This is a genomic window from Psychrobacter sanguinis (assembly GCF_020736705.1).
Classification (GTDB): domain Bacteria; phylum Pseudomonadota; class Gammaproteobacteria; order Pseudomonadales; family Moraxellaceae; genus Psychrobacter; species Psychrobacter sanguinis.
Genome location: NZ_CP085990.1, coordinates 1,188,384 through 1,207,639 on the forward strand (window position 1 = coordinate 1,188,384; position 19,256 = coordinate 1,207,639).

Here is a 19,256-nt window from a genome sequence, read left to right on the forward strand (position 1 = left end):
CAGCCAAATAAGAAACTATTTTATTATTAAAAAAGGAGAGACCGCGGTCTCTCCTTTTTTATGGTGCTAGTCTTTATGACTTTAAATTTAGCACTTTAATTATTTCTCAGACTCTGGTGTCCATCCTTGTGGACGTTCATAGTCCGCATTGTCTAAAAATTTTTCACGCTGTTCAGTGATAAATTTCTTAGCTTCTGGATTAATCATGCTCAAGTGGTTTTCATTAATAAGCATAGTTTGTAATTCTAACCACTCATCCCATGCTTTTTTCGAAACAGTATTTTGAATCTCTTCGCCTTTTTTGTTAGGGAATGGTGGGTTTGGCATTTTGGGCAAATCTTGCTTATATTTACGGCAAAATACCATATTCGCTTTTGGATCAAAAGTAGCTGTCATTGTCCTATCCTATGTTAATGATGAAAGTATATGTTAAAGATAAAGGTATGCTTTAAGACCGAATTCTAAACGGTGCCGACGCTTCGCTTATTTGACGTCGATATTGTACTGGGCCAAACGCTCTCGACCACGGACCACAGCTTGTAAAACTTGATTTGGTGCCGTACCACCCAAATGGTCACGTGCTGCCAATGAACCTTCAAGCGTTAAATAGTCAAACACGTCATCACCGATAGCATCACTAAACTGTTGTAACTGATCAAGTTTTAGTTCGCTTAAGTCAACGCCTTCTTTGATACCTAGTGCGACAGCATTGCCTACCACTTCATGAGCATCGCGGAAAGGAACACCGCGGCGTACCAGATAATCGGCCAAATCAGTCGCAGTGGCATAACCTTTCATGGTGGCGGCGCGCATATTTTCTTTATTGGGTATGATGTTGGGCAGCATGTCACCAAAAGCAAGCAAAGAACCCGTTAGAGTGTCCACACAATCAAATAAAGGCTCTTTATCTTCTTGGTTGTCTTTGTTATAAGCCAACGGTTGGTTTTTCATTAAAGTCAGTAGAGTAATCAGTTGACCGAAGACACGAGCGGCTTTACCGCGAACCAATTCAGGCACGTCTGGGTTTTTCTTCTGCGGCATGATAGAAGAGCCAGTACAGAAGCGATCAGGAATTTGCACGAAGCCAAACTGTGCAGACATCCATAAGATAATTTCTTCACTCATACGCGATAGGTGCATCATTAAAATAGAAGCTGCTGAGGTGAATTCAATGGCAAAGTCACGGTCAGAGACGGCATCTAGTGAGTTTTGACAAATACCTTCGAAACCCAAAAGCTCAGCAGTAATGGTGCGGTCAATTGGGAAAGTAGTCCCAGCAAGCGCAGCACTGCCTAAAGGCATCTGATTGATACGACGACGGGCATCAATTAAGCGCTCGGTATCACGATTTAGCATTTCAAACCAAGCCATGACGTGATGACCAAAGCTGACCGGCTGTGCGGTTTGTAAGTGAGTAAAACCTGGCATAATGGTATCAGTATGCTGTTCGGCTAGGTTCAATAAGCCTGATTGCAACTTCACCAATAGCTCGACAATATTATCCACTTCTTCACGTAACCATAAGCGGATGTCGGTGGCTACTTGATCGTTACGGCTACGGCCAGTGTGTAGTTTTTTACCGACAGTACCAATAATGTCGGTTAGACGAGATTCGACGTTCATATGGATGTCTTCTAAAGCGATAGACCAGTTAAACTCGCCAGCGTCAATTTCTTGCTGTACTTTATGTAGACCTTCAATAATAGTATCCACTTCTTCGGACGTGAGAATACCGCAGCGTCCGAGCATCGTGGCATGAGCAACTGAGCCTTGAATATCATGTTTGGCAAAGCGTTGGTCAAATCCGACAGAGGCGGTGAACGCAGCCACAAAGCTGTCGGTGGCTTCACTAAAGCGGCCACCCCACATTTGTTGACCTTGGCCACTAGTAACGTTAGGTTTATTTTCTTGTGTATCAGAAGTCTTGTTTGAGTTGTTGGCAGTCATATCAGTCCAAATCCAGTAAAATGCACAGAGTTTGCAGTATAGCAAAGGACAAGGTCGCCTTGCTAGTTAACCGGTTCAGTTAAATTAGGCAACGTTCCAACATAACATCACTGAAATAGACGGCCATTTATGGTTAAATAAGCAAGGTAATAGTGAGACTTGTCTTAAGCACCAATCAGGTCTTACCCCTTAATTTTACTTTCTATTATATTTACTAAACCTATTAAAAGATAACTATGACCACATCAGCCCACACCACCACTTTAAAAACTTTAAATATTGCCACTCGAAAAAGCCCTTTGGCCATGTGGCAAGCAGAGCACATAAAATCACGTCTAGAATCTTTGTACCCAGAGTTGGAAGTCAACCTAGTAACGATGGTGACCCAAGGTGACAAAATCCTTGATACGCCTTTGGCTAAAATTGGCGGTAAAGGACTGTTTGTTAAAGAGTTAGAACAGGCCTTATATGATGGGCGTGCCGATATTGCAGTACATTCCTTAAAAGATGTGCCTATGCAATTACCTGAAGGTTTGATACTAGGTACGTATTGTAAGCGCGAAACGCCTACCGATGCCTTTGTCTCTAATACTTATGACAAACTAGAAGACTTACCCGAAGGTGCGGTAGTAGGTACTGCCAGTTTACGCCGTCAGTGTCAGATAAAAGCTTTCCGTCCAGACTTACAAATTAAGTCTCTACGCGGTAATGTGCAAACCCGCTTAAGCAAATTAGATGCTGGCGAGTATGATGCGATTATTTTAGCGACCAGTGGTCTCAAACGAGTAGAGTTAAGTGAACGTATCAAACAAGAGATTGATATTGACATCAGTTTGCCGGCGGTAGGTCAAGGTGCTTTGGCCATTGAGTGTCGCAGTGACGATGAGGCAGTACTAGAGTTGTTGAAACCACTTAACGATGGCCAAGCACGTATTCGTCTAAAAGCTGAACGTGCCTTAAATCGAAGACTTGAAGGCGGTTGCCAAGTGCCTATTGCTGCCTATGCCGTAATTGAGAAAGACTCAGAACCGTCTGATCAACAAACTTTCCAAAAGACACTATGGTTGCGTGGGCGTGTTGGTTCTGAAGATGGAACAACATTGCTTAAAGCCGAAAAACGTATCGAACTAAGCGGTGATCAAGCGGCTCGTGAAGCGCAAGCAGAACAATTAGGTATCGAAGTGGCTGATGAGCTATTGTCATTAGGAGCAGATAGTATCTTAGCTGCTATCTACTCAGATAAGAAAGACCAATAGCTGTTAGATTTGATGTAAACCTACCTTGACTCGAAGTGTTGTCATGATTTTTATCAATACCCGTCCCACCAGTCGTGCCCAGCCGCTAAGCTTAGCGATGCAGAACAGGGGGATGACTGTGTTAGAGATGCCGTTATTAGAGTTAGCCCCTGTCGATATTAGTGGGCGTGAATTGCAATATCAGAAAGACTTCTATCAGCAGCCAGAGCGATATCAAGCTTTGGTTGTGGTAAGTCCAACAGCGGCACGTATGGGATTGGCAGCTTGCCCGCAAGGTTTTATCCCAAAGTGTGCTGTTATTGCCGTTGGTCACGCAACGGCAGAAGTCCTACGCGCTGCAGGCTGGCAAGTGCAGTGTCCTGATGAGTATAGCAATGAGGGAATGATAAAGATGCCTTCATTAAATACGTTAAGCACAGGTCACCATATTTTGGTCTGGCGTGGCCGTGGCGGTCGACGGGTCTTGGTTAATTTTCTACAGGAAAACGGGGTGACGGTAGATGCCATTGCTTGGTATCAGCGCCGTTGTCCGATTGATGCACTCGATAAATTTACAAGGCTACAGCAGCAACTGGTAACTTTATCTGCCAAATCTGAACCCATTGCGCCTATTAAACCTATTACTTTGATAAGTAGTGGCGAAGCATTTACCAATTGGAGAATGCTGTTTGCAGAATGGCAGACCGATAGAATGACCTCTACAGACGCCGCTCAACTCAGCGACTTTGATTATTTAACGTTTGGAAAACGGCTGACCGATACGTTGCAAGACTTGCAGTTAAACTGTATGCGTATTGAGCATCTTGATGATGATGAAGTTTGGCAAGGTATCCAGCGACTGATTAATAACTAATCGGCCTTAGTAAATAAACCTAATAAATAAAGCTGAAGTCAAACAAGACTAAGGCTAAGATTCCTAAAACAATAACTAAAAGCTATTTAATATATGCTGTGGAGATGATTTAGTTCAATGACTAACCCTACTTTAGATTCAAATTCAAATCTACCTGCTGATTTCAAAAAACCTGAAGCTTTGGCAGAGTTTGCCAGTATTTATGTTCAGCCTGTTATCTGGAACGACATGGATGCCTTTAATCATGTTAATAATGTGGTGTATTACCGCTATGCGGAGTCAGCACGTATTAACTATTTACAAGAAATAGGCGCGTTCTCAGATGAAGTGACCACGGTTCTAGCCCAATCTAGCTGCTCTTATTTAAAGCCAGTGGTTTATCCTGATACTTTGTTGGTCGGGGTACGCACTAAGAAGCTTGGCAATACCAGTATCGTGATGGAATACTGCTACTATAGCCAAGCACAACAGACCGTCGTCGCTACTGGAGATTCGGTATTGGTTCGATTGAACAAGAATGCCAGTGCGAAATTAGCTTGGACTGAGGCAGAGCGTGACACTATCTTGGCCTTTGAAAAAACGGCCAGTTACACTCCGGAATTTTGATGTTCTCATTTTTCAATCGCAAAACTACAGCGCAGTTAGTTCCTGCGCTATCCAATCTCGATACAGTTCTATATCCCTTACAGTGGCAACAACAGTCTTTTAATTCTGCGCAGCAAATTTTGATTCATCTTATTGAAAACTTCGCTGTTACTGAAAAAGTTCCTAACAGTGCCTCCTATATTGCAGCTAATTTGATAAGTTATCAAAAGCAATTTAGCCAGCTGTTATTAGAGCAGCCGGTATATCAAGACTGGATAAATTTCACTGTTTTTGGTCGTTACATCCAGCGGAGTTTTAGTGCCTTTTATCAACAAACCGAAGATGTGTTCAATGCAGACATGCCAGAAATACTAAAACATGAGTTGATGAGACACACGCAGCGATTGCCCAAAGGACAAGTATTGCTGACTGGGGGCAAGCTACCTATGTCGGTACGCAGCGAGAAGTTACTTACTACAACGCTAAACCCATTTAAAGCCATTGAGCAGGCGCTAAAGTATAGTGATTTATCTAAAACCAAAGGTGGGGTGAAGCCCATAAATGCCACGCCACTTATATTTAATCTAATAACGGTGGGCTCAGATAGCGTGAAAGCATTTGCAGTGAAGCATAATAAGCATACCTCGGATGCGGTACGCAATGAAGTGATGATATTAGATTTTAGCCAACTTACGCTGATCAAAGAAGACACCCATAATAATAATAATGCCCAACCAGAGTTGTCATCTCTGATTAGGCATTACACGATAGGCTAAGCGCAAATGACAAATAAGTAGATTTAAAGCGGATAGTATAACTTTAGACCTTCTACAGTTAAGAGATGCTTATTTTGTGCCAAAGATTTTATCACCTGCATCGCCTAGGCCAGGGATGATGTAGCCATCTTCATTTAAATGACTGTCTAAAGACGCAGTGTAAATTTTAACATCAGGGTGTGCTTCGTTTACTAAGCGTACGCCTTCAGGCGCTGCCACAAGTACCAGTGCTTTGATGGTTGAGCACCCTTTTTCTTTCAACATATCAATGGTAGCAACCATTGATCCGCCTGTTGCTAACATTGGGTCAATAATTAGCGCAGGACGACGGTCCACATCAGCAACTAATTTTTCGAAAAAAGGCACAGGTTGTAAGGTTTCCTCGTCACGTTGCAGGCCAACCATTGAGATTTTAGCCGTTGGGATAAGGTCTAATACGCCATCTAGCATACCTAGTCCAGCACGTAGGATAGGAACAATGGTCACCGTCTTACCAACGATTTGCTCACCTTTAATTTCCGTATTGTCCCAACCTAACATGTCGAATTCTTCAATTTCAAAATCACGACACGCTTCATAGGCCATTAAGCGGGCAAGCTCACTGGTTAAAGTGCGGAATTTATAAGTACTACAATCTTTGGCGCGCATTAAGCTTAATTTATGGCGTACAAGGGGGTGGGTGATTATCTCAATATTTAGGTTGTTCATAAGACCTCTTTGACCGTCGTCAGAATTAGGACAGCTTGCTTGAATTTGGAAGGGAGTCATATTTGGAAAATATGTTGCATTGTCGAAGATGACTGCAATTAACAAAACAATTATACCAATAAAACAAAAGCAACTGACAAACTTCCTGATTTAGATACCCTAGAAGATAGACCAAAGTAAAAGAAAAACATCTATAACGCTCGTTTGGAAGGAATATCTCTCGATATTAAACTGTTATTAAGGTGTTTAAGCGTTAAGGCATTCTAGGCATTAAAAGAACGTAAGAGAGCATGAATTAATTAAGCCAATGTTAGACAATGGGCATTACTGATTTATTACTATGGATATAAAGCGCCATAGACTATTCATTGATATGTATATATAGAAGTTATTGGGAGTAAATGTTGAACAGTCATAATTTAGAGCAGATGGCCGATGGCACAGTGGTAGAAACGCATCCGTTTGGAGCGGTTCTACCGAGTAATGCTACTATCATGATGATGGGTACTTTTCCGCCAACTGCAGATAAATGGGGTATGGCGTTCCATTATCCTAATTTTTATAATGACATGTGGCGTATTTATGGCAGAGTATTCTTTAAAGATGCTGACCATTTTAGACAGGGTGAAGAAAAAGCATTTGATCCTGAAAAAATTATTGCCTTTATGAAAGATAGGGGTATTGCTTCTTGTCCTACTGTCAAAAAGGCCATACGTGAGCAAGGCAATGCTGCTGATAAGCACTTAACAATAGTAGAGCCTGTGGACTTAAAGGAAATTTTGGCTCAAGTGCCTAAAGTACACACTATTTTTACCACCGGCGGTAAAGCGACCGAAATTTTAATGCAGCTATTGGAGCAAGAACAGGGTAAGGCCTTACCAAAGTCAAAATGGCCTAAAACCAATCAACAGATGTCTTACCCTTATGCAGGCCGTGATTTAACTCTATATAGATTACCGTCAACTTCACGTGCTTATCCGTTATCGCTTGATAAGAAGGTAGAAGCCTATCGAAATTTCTTTCAATCAGTGGGCAAAGTTTAGAGTAGGATTAGGTCAGAGTAGGGGTTATAAAATAGAAGGGTTAGAGTAGAATGATATGAGAACAATCTGCTCATCTAGCTACTTATATAGTTGATCATATAATAGGGTGGCCTAACTATCTGAAGGTTTTAAAAATCAAACTAAAGTTGATTCTCCTATTGACCAATCTTAAATAAGCTATATACTAGTGCGCTGTCGAGAGGAAAGAGTTTGATGTTGATTTATAACAACAAATTCCAACAAAATTGAAATACTTCTTGACACCAGATACAAAACGCGTATAATACGCACCTCATCGGGACAACGTAGTTAATGAATATGGACTTCGGTCTTTGGTTTGATTACGGTGACTTGATAAAGAATTTAAAAAAGCTGTTGACAAATATTTTGAATAAGATATACTAGACGGCTCGCTACTAAGGCTAACCAATCTTCGAATTGAAGATAGAGTATCCTTTAATAGCACAACTTAATACGGACGACGTACTAAGTCAACTATTTAAAAGCTAAAATCAAAGAACAACTTGTGTGGATTTTTGCTGATTTAGAATGCTAAAAATTAAAGTTGGGCTTATCTCTTTTCGGGATGAGGACTAACTATAAAAATTATCATTCTTTATTAGTAGAGAAACTCGAAGTTAATTCATTATATGAAACATACGGAAAAGCAATTTGCTAGTATTGAATGAGCCAAGTTTAGAAGTCTCTTTAAAGGACTTCATAGCAAGATTAAACTGAAGAGTTTGATCATGGCTCAGATTGAACGCTGGCGGCAGGCTTAACACATGCAAGTCGAGCGGTAACAGGAGAAGCTTGCTTCTCGCTGACGAGCGGCGGACGGGTGAGTAATACTTAGGAATCTGCCCAGTAGTGGGGGATAGCACGGGGAAACTCGTATTAATACCGCATACACCCTACGGGGAAAAGGGGGCGCTTGCGCTCTCGCTATTGGATGAGCCTAAGTCGGATTAGCTAGTTGGTGGGGTAAAGGCCTACCAAGGCGACGATCTGTAGCTGGTCTGAGAGGATGATCAGCCACACCGGGACTGAGACACGGCCCGGACTCCTACGGGAGGCAGCAGTGGGGAATATTGGACAATGGGGGCAACCCTGATCCAGCCATGCCGCGTGTGTGAAGAAGGCCTTTTGGTTGTAAAGCACTTTAAGCAGTGAAGAAGACTCTATGGTTAATACCCATAGACGATGACATTAGCTGCAGAATAAGCACCGGCTAACTCTGTGCCAGCAGCCGCGGTAATACAGAGGGTGCAAGCGTTAATCGGAATTACTGGGCGTAAAGCGAGCGTAGGTGGCTTAATAAGTCAGATGTGAAATCCCCGGGCTTAACCTGGGAACTGCATCTGATACTGTTGGGCTAGAGTAGGTGAGAGGGAGGTAGAATTTCAGGTGTAGCGGTGAAATGCGTAGAGATCTGAAGGAATACCGATGGCGAAGGCAGCCTCCTGGCATCATACTGACACTGAGGTTCGAAAGCGTGGGTAGCAAACAGGATTAGATACCCTGGTAGTCCACGCCGTAAACGATGTCTACTAGTCGTTGGGGAACTTGATTCCTTAGTGACGCAGCTAACGCAATAAGTAGACCGCCTGGGGAGTACGGCCGCAAGGTTAAAACTCAAATGAATTGACGGGGGCCCGCACAAGCGGTGGAGCATGTGGTTTAATTCGATGCAACGCGAAGAACCTTACCTGGTCTTGACATATCTAGAATCCTGCAGAGATGCGGGAGTGCCTTCGGGAATTAGAATACAGGTGCTGCATGGCTGTCGTCAGCTCGTGTCGTGAGATGTTGGGTTAAGTCCCGCAACGAGCGCAACCCTTTTCCTTAGTTACCAGCGGTTTGGCCGGGGACTCTAAGGATACTGCCAGTGACAAACTGGAGGAAGGCGGGGACGACGTCAAGTCATCATGGCCCTTACGACCAGGGCTACACACGTGCTACAATGGTAGGTACAGAGGGCTGCTACACAGCGATGTGATGCGAATCTCAAAAAGCCTATCGTAGTCCAGATTGGAGTCTGCAACTCGACTCCATGAAGTCGGAATCGCTAGTAATCGCGGATCAGAATGCCGCGGTGAATACGTTCCCGGGCCTTGTACACACCGCCCGTCACACCATGGGAGTTGATTGCACCAGAAGTGGGTAGCCTAACTTTTAGAGGGCGCTCACCACGGTGTGGTCGATGACTGGGGTGAAGTCGTAACAAGGTAGCCGTAGGGGAACCTGCGGCTGGATCACCTCCTTATTGACGCATTCGGTCAGCAAGAATTCACAACAAGTTGTTCTTTGATTTAGCAAGCTCTTAAGGGTCTGTAGCTCAGCTGGTTAGAGCACCGTGTTGATAACGCGGGGGTCATAAGTTCAAGTCTTATCAGACCCACCACTTATCCCGATACGGGGCCATAGCTCAGTTGGTAGAGCGCCTGCCTTGCACGCAGGAGGTCAGGAGTTCGACTCTCCTTGGCTCCACCATATTGGATTACGGATTAAGAGTAGATAAAATAGAATTAAGTGATTCATCTTTATAATGAAGGTAATGATTACTTACTTCTGTTTTATACAGAAAATATATGACGATCTGATGAAGACGTTATTACTATTTAAAAACATAGATATGAGTTGTAATATACGGTTAGACGATGAATCATTCACTGAGCCATTGTCTAACCAGATAACCAACCTTTTAATGACATCAGTTGTTATCCCAAGGGGTTGGTTATCAAAGTAAAGAGAACTGAATCAAGCGTAAATTATCAAGGTGATATCGTTATAATTACAGACTAAAGACCCTTTGGGGTTGTATGGTCAAGTAATTAAGCGCACATGGTGGATGCCTTGGCAGTCAGAGGCGATGAAAGACGTGACAGCCTGCGATAAGCTTCGGGGAGGCGGCAATATCCTGTGATCCGGAGATTTCTGAATGGGGAAACCCACTTAGCGTAAGCTAGGTATACTAATTTATTAGTAAGCGAACGAGGGGAAGTGAAACATCTCAGTACCCTTAGGAAAAGACATCAATAGAGATTCCCCTAGTAGCGGCGAGCGAACGGGGAGGAGCCGACGGATTTATATGTAGAAGAACAGTGTGGGAAAACTGGCCATAGTGGGTGATAGCCCCGTATTCGAAACATATAATGAAGCATATTAAGTAGTGCGGAACACGAGAAATTCTGTATGAAGATGGGGGGACCATCCTCCAAGGCTAAATACTCCTGACTGACCGATAGTGAACCAGTACCGTGAGGGAAAGGCGAAAAGAACCCCTGTGAGGGGAGTGAAATAGAACCTGAAACCGTGTGCGTACAAGCAGTGGGAGCCCACTTGTTGGGTGACCGCGTACCTTTTGTATAATGGGTCAGCGACTTATATTCTGTAGCAAGGTTAACCGTTAGGGGAGCCGTAGGGAAACCGAGTCTTAATAGGGCGTATAGTTGCAGGGTATAGACCCGAAACCGAGTGATCTATCCATGAGCAGGTTGAAAGTGCCGTAACAGGCACCGGAGGACCGAACCCACTGTCGTTGAAAAGCCAGGGGATGACTTGTGGATAGGGGTGAAAGGCTAATCAAACTCGGTGATAGCTGGTTCTCCCCGAAAGCTATTTAGGTAGCGCCTCGGACGAACACCATTGGGGGTAGAGCACTGTTTCGGCTAGGGGGTCATACCGACTTACCAAACCGATGCAAACTCCGAATACCGATGAGTGATATCCGGGAGACATACGGCGGGTGCTAACGTCCGTCGTGGAGAGGGAAACAACCCAGACCGCCAGCTAAGGCCCCAAATTCCTAGTTAAGTGGGAAACGAAGTGGGAAGGCATAGACAGCTAGGAGGTTGGCTTAGAAGCAGCCATCCTTTAAAGAAAGCGTAATAGCTCACTAGTCGAGTCGGCCCGCGCGGAAGATGTAACGGGGCTCAAACTAGGAGCCGAAGCTGCGGATTTGAAAATTGTTTCAAGTGGTAGGGGAGCGTTGTGTAAGCCTGTGAAGGTGTATCGTAAGGTATGCTGGAGGTATCACAAGAGCGAATGCTGACGTGAGTAACGATAATGCGAGTGAAAAGCTCGCACGCCGGAAGATCAAGGGTTCCAGTCCAACGTTAATCGGGGCTGGGTGAGTCGACCCCTAAGGCGAGGCCGAAAGGCGTAGTCGATGGGAAATCGGTTAATATTCCGATACTTGTTTATGATGTGATGGAGGGACGGAGAAGGTTATGCCAGCCTGGCGATGGTTGTCCAGGTGGAAGGATGTAGGTAGACGGCTTAGGCAAATCCGGGCTGTTAATACTGAGATCTGATAGCAAGCTGTACTTGTACAGCGAAGTGGCAAATACCATGCTTCCAGGAAAAGCTTCTAAACTATAGTCATAAACGAATCGTACCCTAAACCGACACAGGTGATCAGGTAGAGAATACCAAGGCGCTTGAGAGAACTCTGCTGAAGGAACTAGGCAAAATGGTACCGTAACTTCGGGAGAAGGTACGCTGCTGGAGGTGAAGGACTTGCTCCGTAAGCTTCTAGCAGTCGCAGATACCAGGCTGCTGCAACTGTTTATTAAAAACACAGCACTCTGCAAACACGAAAGTGGACGTATAGGGTGTGATGCCTGCCCGGTGCTGGAAGGTTAATTGATGGGCTTAGCGTATGCGAAGGTCTTGATCGAAGCCCCAGTAAACGGCGGCCGTAACTATAACGGTCCTAAGGTAGCGAAATTCCTTGTCGGGTAAGTTCCGACCTGCACGAATGGCATAATGATGGCAGCGCTGTCTCCAGCAGAGACTCAGTGAAATCGAAATCGCAGTGAAGATGCTGTGTACCCGCGGCTAGACGGAAAGACCCCGTGAACCTTTACTACAGCTTTACATTGAACTTTGACCTGACTTGTGCAGGATAGGTGGGAGGCTTTGAAGCAGATACGCCAGTATTTGTGGAGCCATCCTTGAAATACCACCCTGGTCATGTTGGGGTTCTAACTCAGGTATAACAATACCGAGGACAATGTATGGTGGGTAGTTTGACTGGGGCGGTCTCCTCCTAAAGAGTAACGGAGGAGTACGAAGGTGCGCTCAGAACGGTCGGAAATCGTTCATAGAGTATAAAGGCAAAAGCGCGCTTAACTGCGAGACCCACAAGTCGAGCAGGTACGAAAGTAGGTCTTAGTGATCCGGTGGTTCTGTATGGAAGGGCCATCGCTCAACGGATAAAAGGTACTCTGGGGATAACAGGCTGATACCGCCCAAGAGTTCATATCGACGGCGGTGTTTGGCACCTCGATGTCGGCTCATCTCATCCTAGGGCTGAAGCAGGTCCTAAGGGTATGGCTGTTCGCCATTTAAAGAGGTACGCGAGCTGGGTTTAGAACGTCGTGAGACAGTTCGGTCCCTATCTACCGTGGGCGTTGGAAATTTGAGAGGATCTGCTCCTAGTACGAGAGGACCAGAGTGGACGAACCGCTGGTGTTCGGGTTGTCATGCCAATGGCATTGCCCGGTAGCTACGTTCGGATTGGATAACCGCTGAAAGCATCTAAGCGGGAAGCCAACCTCAAGATTAGATTTCCCTTAAGAGCCGTTCAAGACTAGGACGTTGATAGGCAGGGTGTGGAAGCGCAGTGATGCGTGTAGCTAATCTGTACTAATTGCTCGTTTGGCTTGACCATACAACACCCAAGTGGTTTTGTAGCTCCTTATAAAGAGCAAGCTATAATTATTTCGATATCACCCTGATAATATTGATTCAAGTTCTGATATAATAGTCAAACAAAGTTGAGCTAATAGCTTAACCAACTCATATCTATACCCCCTTTGCTGACGACAATAGCACGATGGAACCACCTGATCCCTTCTCGAACTCAGAAGTGAAACATCGTTGCGCCAATGGTAGTGTGGTTCGCCCATGTGAGAGTAGGTCATCGTCAGCTCCCTATACCTAAAAGCCCCCATTCAAATCTGAATGGGGGCTTTTTCCTTTTTCAGCTTTAAAATTTGAATAAACCATATCTGATTCATATCTAAAATAAATTAATAGACTATTTATTAATACTATATATATAATATTAGTGTAACTTAACGTAAATTTAATTAGATTATATAGAAAGGATTGTTCGATGAGAATAAAGCATATCATATCTATTACTTCGCTGCTTTCTATTGCCTCTTTAGCAACTGCAAGTATTAGTTGTGATAAAAATTCAGTTAATAAGCCTGAATGTAATAATGTGTCTATGTATCAAACTGTTCCATTAGATACGACTAATAATAGCAGAGGAATTAAATGGCTTGCTAATCACTTTGTCAAAACGCGAAGTGATAATAGGCTCACGTATAGCAAAGATCCTTTTGTTGCTACTGGAGATAATAAGGCAAATACCTGGAAGAAAGAGTCATTTAGTAAGGACATAAGTAATGAAGGTTCTATATGTCGTATCAACTCTTTTGGTATGACAATATGTAATTGAATAGGGTGCTAAATTAATTTGGAATTTATAAGTGACTAAGGTTGACCTACTGCTCAAAGTCTATATAATACGTTCCTCAGTTAAGGGAATTATTTGAAAACTGTTCCAAACGAACAAAACTTAAATAAAACAAAACAAACCCTTGACACCAGATACAAAACGCGTATAATACGCACCTCATCGGGACAACGTAGTTAATGAATATTGACTTCGGTCTTTGGTTTGATTACGATGACTTGATAAAGAATTTAAAAAAGCTGTTGACAAATATTTTGAATAAGATATACTAGACGGCTCGCTACTAAGGCTAACCAATCTTCGAATTGAAGATAGAGTATCCTTTAATAGCACAACTTAATACGGACGACGTACTAAGTCAACTATTTAAAAGCTAAAATCAAAGAACAACTTGTGTGGATTTTTGCTGATTTAGAATGCTAAAAATTAAAGTTGGGCTTATCTCTTTTCGGGATGAGGACTAACTATAAAAATTATCATTCTTTATTAGTAGAGAAACTCGAAGTTAATTCATTATATGAAACATACGGAAAAGCAATTTGCTAGTATTGAATGAGCCAAGTTTAGAAGTCTCTTTAAAGGACTTCATAGCAAGATTAAACTGAAGAGTTTGATCATGGCTCAGATTGAACGCTGGCGGCAGGCTTAACACATGCAAGTCGAGCGGTAACAGGAGAAGCTTGCTTCTTGCTGACGAGCGGCGGACGGGTGAGTAATACTTAGGAATCTGCCCAGTAGTGGGGGATAGCACGGGGAAACTCGTATTAATACCGCATACACCCTACGGGGAAAAGGGGGCGCTTGCGCTCTCGCTATTGGATGAGCCTAAGTCGGATTAGCTAGTTGGTGGGGTAAAGGCCTACCAAGGCGACGATCTGTAGCTGGTCTGAGAGGATGATCAGCCACACCGGGACTGAGACACGGCCCGGACTCCTACGGGAGGCAGCAGTGGGGAATATTGGACAATGGGGGCAACCCTGATCCAGCCATGCCGCGTGTGTGAAGAAGGCCTTTTGGTTGTAAAGCACTTTAAGCAGTGAAGAAGACTCTATGGTTAATACCCATAGACGATGACATTAGCTGCAGAATAAGCACCGGCTAACTCTGTGCCAGCAGCCGCGGTAATACAGAGGGTGCAAGCGTTAATCGGAATTACTGGGCGTAAAGCGAGCGTAGGTGGCTTAATAAGTCAGATGTGAAATCCCCGGGCTTAACCTGGGAACTGCATCTGATACTGTTGGGCTAGAGTAGGTGAGAGGGAGGTAGAATTTCAGGTGTAGCGGTGAAATGCGTAGAGATCTGAAGGAATACCGATGGCGAAGGCAGCCTCCTGGCATCATACTGACACTGAGGTTCGAAAGCGTGGGTAGCAAACAGGATTAGATACCCTGGTAGTCCACGCCGTAAACGATGTCTACTAGTCGTTGGGGAACTTGATTCCTTAGTGACGCAGCTAACGCAATAAGTAGACCGCCTGGGGAGTACGGCCGCAAGGTTAAAACTCAAATGAATTGACGGGGGCCCGCACAAGCGGTGGAGCATGTGGTTTAATTCGATGCAACGCGAAGAACCTTACCTGGTCTTGACATATCTAGAATCCTGCAGAGATGCGGGAGTGCCTTCGGGAATTAGAATACAGGTGCTGCATGGCTGTCGTCAGCTCGTGTCGTGAGATGTTGGGTTAAGTCCCGCAACGAGCGCAACCCTTTTCCTTAGTTACCAGCGGTTTGGCCGGGGACTCTAAGGATACTGCCAGTGACAAACTGGAGGAAGGCGGGGACGACGTCAAGTCATCATGGCCCTTACGACCAGGGCTACACACGTGCTACAATGGTAGGTACAGAGGGCTGCTACACAGCGATGTGATGCGAATCTCAAAAAGCCTATCGTAGTCCAGATTGGAGTCTGCAACTCGACTCCATGAAGTCGGAATCGCTAGTAATCGCGGATCAGAATGCCGCGGTGAATACGTTCCCGGGCCTTGTACACACCGCCCGTCACACCATGGGAGTTGATTGCACCAGAAGTGGGTAGCCTAACTTTTAGAGGGCGCTCACCACGGTGTGGTCGATGACTGGGGTGAAGTCGTAACAAGGTAGCCGTAGGGGAACCTGCGGCTGGATCACCTCCTTATTGACGCATTCGGTCAGCAAGAATTCACAACAAGTTGTTCTTTGATTTAGCAAGCTCTTAAGGGTCTGTAGCTCAGCTGGTTAGAGCACCGTGTTGATAACGCGGGGGTCATAAGTTCAAGTCTTATCAGACCCACCACTTATCCCGATACGGGGCCATAGCTCAGTTGGTAGAGCGCCTGCCTTGCACGCAGGAGGTCAGGAGTTCGACTCTCCTTGGCTCCACCATATTGGATTACGGATTAAGAGTGCATAAAATAGAATTAAGTGATTGTTTGATTACTTACTTCTGTTTTATACAGAAAATATATGACGATCTGATGAAGACGTTATCACTATTTAAAAACATAGATATGAGTTGTAATATACGGTTAGACGATGAATCATTCACTGAGCCATTGTCTAACCAGATAACCAACCTTTTAATGACATCAGTTGTTATCCCAAGGGGTTGGTTATCAAAGTAAAGAGAACTGAATCAAGCGTAAATTATCAAGGTGATATCGTTATAATTACAGACTAAAGACCCTTTGGGGTTGTATGGTCAAGTAATTAAGCGCACATGGTGGATGCCTTGGCAGTCAGAGGCGATGAAAGACGTGACAGCCTGCGATAAGCTTCGGGGAGGCGGCAATATCCTGTGATCCGGAGATTTCTGAATGGGGAAACCCACTTAGCGTAAGCTAGGTATACTAATTTATTAGTAAGCGAACGAGGGGAAGTGAAACATCTCAGTACCCTTAGGAAAAGACATCAATAGAGATTCCCCTAGTAGCGGCGAGCGAACGGGGAGGAGCCGACGGATTTATATGTAGAAGAACAGTGTGGGAAAACTGGCCATAGTGGGTGATAGCCCCGTATTCGAAACATATAATGAAGCATATTAAGTAGTGCGGAACACGAGAAATTCTGTATGAAGATGGGGGGACCATCCTCCAAGGCTAAATACTCCTGACTGACCGATAGTGAACCAGTACCGTGAGGGAAAGGCGAAAAGAACCCCTGTGAGGGGAGTGAAATAGAACCTGAAACCGTGTGCGTACAAGCAGTGGGAGCCCACTTGTTGGGTGACCGCGTACCTTTTGTATAATGGGTCAGCGACTTATATTCTGTAGCAAGGTTAACCGTTAGGGGAGCCGTAGGGAAACCGAGTCTTAATAGGGCGTATAGTTGCAGGGTATAGACCCGAAACCGAGTGATCTATCCATGAGCAGGTTGAAAGTGCCGTAACAGGCACCGGAGGACCGAACCCACTGTCGTTGAAAAGCCAGGGGATGACTTGTGGATAGGGGTGAAAGGCTAATCAAACTCGGTGATAGCTGGTTCTCCCCGAAAGCTATTTAGGTAGCGCCTCGGACGAACACCATTGGGGGTAGAGCACTGTTTCGGCTAGGGGGTCATACCGACTTACCAAACCGATGCAAACTCCGAATACCGATGAGTGATATCCGGGAGACACACGGCGGGTGCTAACGTCCGTCGTGGAGAGGGAAACAACCCAGACCGCCAGCTAAGGCCCCAAATTCCTAGTTAAGTGGGAAACGAAGTGGGAAGGCATAGACAGCTAGGAGGTTGGCTTAGAAGCAGCCATCCTTTAAAGAAAGCGTAATAGCTCACTAGTCGAGTCGGCCCGCGCGGAAGATGTAACGGGGCTCAAACTAGGAGCCGAAGCTGCGGATTTGAAAATTGTTTCAAGTGGTAGGGGAGCGTTGTGTAAGCCTGTGAAGGTGTATCGTAAGGTATGCTGGAGGTATCACAAGAGCGAATGCTGACGTGAGTAACGATAATGCGAGTGAAAAGCTCGCACGCCGGAAGATCAAGGGTTCCAGTCCAACGTTAATCGGGGCTGGGTGAGTCGACCCCTAAGGCGAGGCCGAAAGGCGTAGTCGATGGGAAATCGGTTAATATTCCGATACTTGTTTATGATGTGATGGAGGGACGGAGAAGGTTATGCCAGCCTGGCGATGGTTGTCCAGGTGGAAGGATGTAGGTAGACGGCTTAGGCAAATCCGGGCTGTTAATACTGAGATCTGATAGCAAGCTGTACTTGTACAGCGAAGTGGCAAATACCATGCTTCCAGGAAAAGCTTCTAAACTATAGTCATAAACGAATCGTACCCTAAACCGACACAGGTGATCAGGTAGAGAATACCAAGGCGCTTGAGAGAACTCTGCTGAAGGAACTAGGCAAAATGGTACCGTAACTTCGGGAGAAGGTACGCTGCTGGAGGTGAAGGACTTGCTCCGTAAGCTTCTAGCAGTCGCAGATACCAGGCTGCTGCAACTGTTTATTAAAAACACAGCACTCTGCAAACACGAAAGTGGACGTATAGGGTGTGATGCCTGCCCGGTGCTGGAAGGTTAATTGATGGGCTTAGCGTATGCGAAGGTCTTGATCGAAGCCCCAGTAAACGGCGGCCGTAACTATAACGGTCCTAAGGTAGCGAAATTCCTTGTCGGGTAAGTTCCGACCTGCACGAATGGCATAATGATGGCAGCGCTGTCTCCAGCAGAGACTCAGTGAAATCGAAATCGCAGTGAAGATGCTGTGTACCCGCGGCTAGACGGAAAGACCCCGTGAACCTTTACTACAGCTTTACATTGAACTTTGACCTGACTTGTGCAGGATAGGTGGGAGGCTTTGAAGCAGATACGCCAGTATTTGTGGAGCCATCCTTGAAATACCACCCTGGTCATGTTGGGGTTCTAACTCAGGTATAACAATACCGAGGACAATGTATGGTGGGTAGTTTGACTGGGGCGGTCTCCTCCTAAAGAGTAACGGAGGAGTACGAAGGTGCGCTCAGAACGGTCGGAAATCGTTCATAGAGTATAAAGGCAAAAGCGCGCTTAACTGCGAGACCCACAAGTCGAGCAGGTACGAAAGTAGGTCTTAGTGATCCGGTGGTTCTGTATGGAAGGGCCATCGCTCAACGGATAAAAGGTACTCTGGGGATAACAGGCTGATACCGCCCAAGAGTTCATATCGACGGCGGTGTTTGGCACCTCGATGTCGGCTCATCTCATCCTAGGGCTGAAGCAGGTCCTAAGGGTATGGCTGTTCGCCATTTAAAGAGGTACGCGAGCTGGGTTTAGAACGTCGTGAGACAGTTCGGTCCCTATCTACCGTGGGCGTTGGAAATTTGAGAGGATCTGCTCCTAGTACGAGAGGACCAGAGTGGACGAACCGCTGGTGTTCGGGTTGTCATGCCAATGGCATTGCCCGGTAGCTACGTTCGGATTGGATAACCGCTGAAAGCATCTAAGCGGGAAGCCAACCTCAAGATTAGATTTCCCTTAAGAGCCGTTCAAGACTAGGACGTTGATAGGCAGGGTGTGGAAGCGCAGTGATGCGTGTAGCTAATCTGTACTAATTGCTCGTTTGGCTTGACCATACAACACCCAAGTGGTTTTGTAGCTCCTTATAAAGAGCAAGCTATAATTATTTCGATATCACCCTGAT

At 45.1% G+C, this 19,256-nt stretch carries 9 protein-coding genes, 4 tRNA genes and 5 rRNA genes; 15 read left to right on the forward strand and 3 right to left on the reverse strand.

Annotation, left to right across the window (positions count from 1 at the left end; translation table 11 throughout):
* Nucleotides 1–99 precede the first annotated feature (99 nt).
* On the reverse strand, nt 100–396 hold the full coding sequence (locus LK453_RS05010) for an oxidative damage protection protein (protein WP_007394936.1): 297 nt from the start codon (nt 394–396) through the stop codon (nt 100–102).
* A gap of 87 nt (nt 397–483) precedes the next feature.
* Nucleotides 484–1,869 carry an argininosuccinate lyase gene (gene argH / locus LK453_RS05015; RefSeq protein WP_201536318.1) on the reverse strand — a complete coding sequence of 462 codons (1,386 nt, stop codon included), beginning with the start codon at nt 1,867–1,869 and terminating at the stop codon, nt 484–486.
* Nucleotides 1,870–2,183: 314 nt separating this feature from the next.
* Here argH and hemC point away from each other — a divergent pair, with 314 nt between their 5' ends.
* The 4 genes from hemC to LK453_RS05035 all read left to right on the forward strand — a co-directional run bounded on the left by hemC (nt 2,184) and on the right by LK453_RS05035 (nt 5,417).
* A complete protein-coding gene (hemC, locus tag LK453_RS05020) occupies nt 2,184–3,203 on the forward strand; it encodes a hydroxymethylbilane synthase (RefSeq protein WP_201536237.1) in 1,020 nt (339 codons plus the stop codon).
* A gap of 43 nt (nt 3,204–3,246) precedes the next feature.
* The gene (locus LK453_RS05025; RefSeq protein WP_201536221.1) at nt 3,247–4,056 is read left to right on the forward strand and encodes a uroporphyrinogen-III synthase; all 810 of its coding nucleotides are present in this window, start codon (nt 3,247–3,249) and stop codon (nt 4,054–4,056) included.
* Nucleotides 4,057–4,173: 117 nt separating this feature from the next.
* Nucleotides 4,174–4,662 carry an acyl-CoA thioesterase gene (locus tag LK453_RS05030; protein WP_201536218.1) on the forward strand — a complete coding sequence of 163 codons (489 nt, stop codon included), beginning with the start codon at nt 4,174–4,176 and terminating at the stop codon, nt 4,660–4,662.
* Entirely contained in the window at nt 4,662–5,417 is a 756-nt protein-coding gene (locus LK453_RS05035) for a hypothetical protein (RefSeq protein WP_201536215.1), read from the forward strand. Before LK453_RS05030 ends, LK453_RS05035 begins: the two co-directional genes overlap by 1 nt.
* Nucleotides 5,418–5,486: 69 nt before the next feature.
* Here LK453_RS05035 and upp read toward each other — a convergent pair whose 3' ends face one another.
* A complete protein-coding gene (gene upp, locus LK453_RS05040; protein ID WP_044298037.1) occupies nt 5,487–6,125 on the reverse strand; it encodes a uracil phosphoribosyltransferase in 639 nt (212 codons plus the stop codon).
* Nucleotides 6,126–6,526: 401 nt separating this feature from the next.
* Here upp and LK453_RS05045 point away from each other — a divergent pair, with 401 nt between their 5' ends.
* The 11 genes from LK453_RS05045 (at nt 6,527) to LK453_RS05095 (ending at nt 19,188) form a co-directional block, all read left to right on the forward strand.
* Nucleotides 6,527–7,168, forward strand: coding sequence for a DNA glycosylase (locus LK453_RS05045; RefSeq protein ID WP_201538656.1), 642 nt, complete (start codon nt 6,527–6,529; stop codon nt 7,166–7,168).
* A gap of 731 nt (nt 7,169–7,899) precedes the next feature.
* Nucleotides 7,900–9,434 (forward strand): 16S ribosomal RNA (locus LK453_RS05050).
* Nucleotides 9,435–9,495: 61 nt separating this feature from the next.
* Nucleotides 9,496–9,572, forward strand: a tRNA-Ile gene (locus LK453_RS05055).
* A 13-nt stretch (nt 9,573–9,585) separates the two neighbouring features.
* Nucleotides 9,586–9,661, forward strand: a tRNA-Ala gene (locus LK453_RS05060).
* A gap of 331 nt (nt 9,662–9,992) precedes the next feature.
* Nucleotides 9,993–12,845, forward strand: a 23S ribosomal RNA gene (locus tag LK453_RS05065).
* 147 nt (nt 12,846–12,992) lie between these two features.
* Nucleotides 12,993–13,106 (forward strand): 5S ribosomal RNA (gene rrf, locus LK453_RS05070).
* A 186-nt stretch (nt 13,107–13,292) separates the two neighbouring features.
* Nucleotides 13,293–13,643, forward strand: a complete 351-nt coding sequence (locus LK453_RS05075) for a hypothetical protein (protein WP_201538674.1) — start codon at nt 13,293–13,295, stop codon at nt 13,641–13,643.
* Nucleotides 13,644–14,259: 616 nt separating this feature from the next.
* Nucleotides 14,260–15,794 (forward strand): 16S ribosomal RNA (locus LK453_RS05080).
* A gap of 61 nt (nt 15,795–15,855) precedes the next feature.
* Nucleotides 15,856–15,932 (forward strand) — tRNA-Ile (locus LK453_RS05085).
* A 13-nt stretch (nt 15,933–15,945) separates the two neighbouring features.
* Nucleotides 15,946–16,021, forward strand: a tRNA-Ala gene (locus LK453_RS05090).
* A gap of 314 nt (nt 16,022–16,335) precedes the next feature.
* Nucleotides 16,336–19,188 (forward strand): 23S ribosomal RNA (locus LK453_RS05095).
* Together the 16S, 23S and 5S rRNA genes with 4 tRNA genes alongside form the textbook arrangement of a ribosomal RNA operon.
* Nucleotides 19,189–19,256 lie beyond the last annotated feature (68 nt).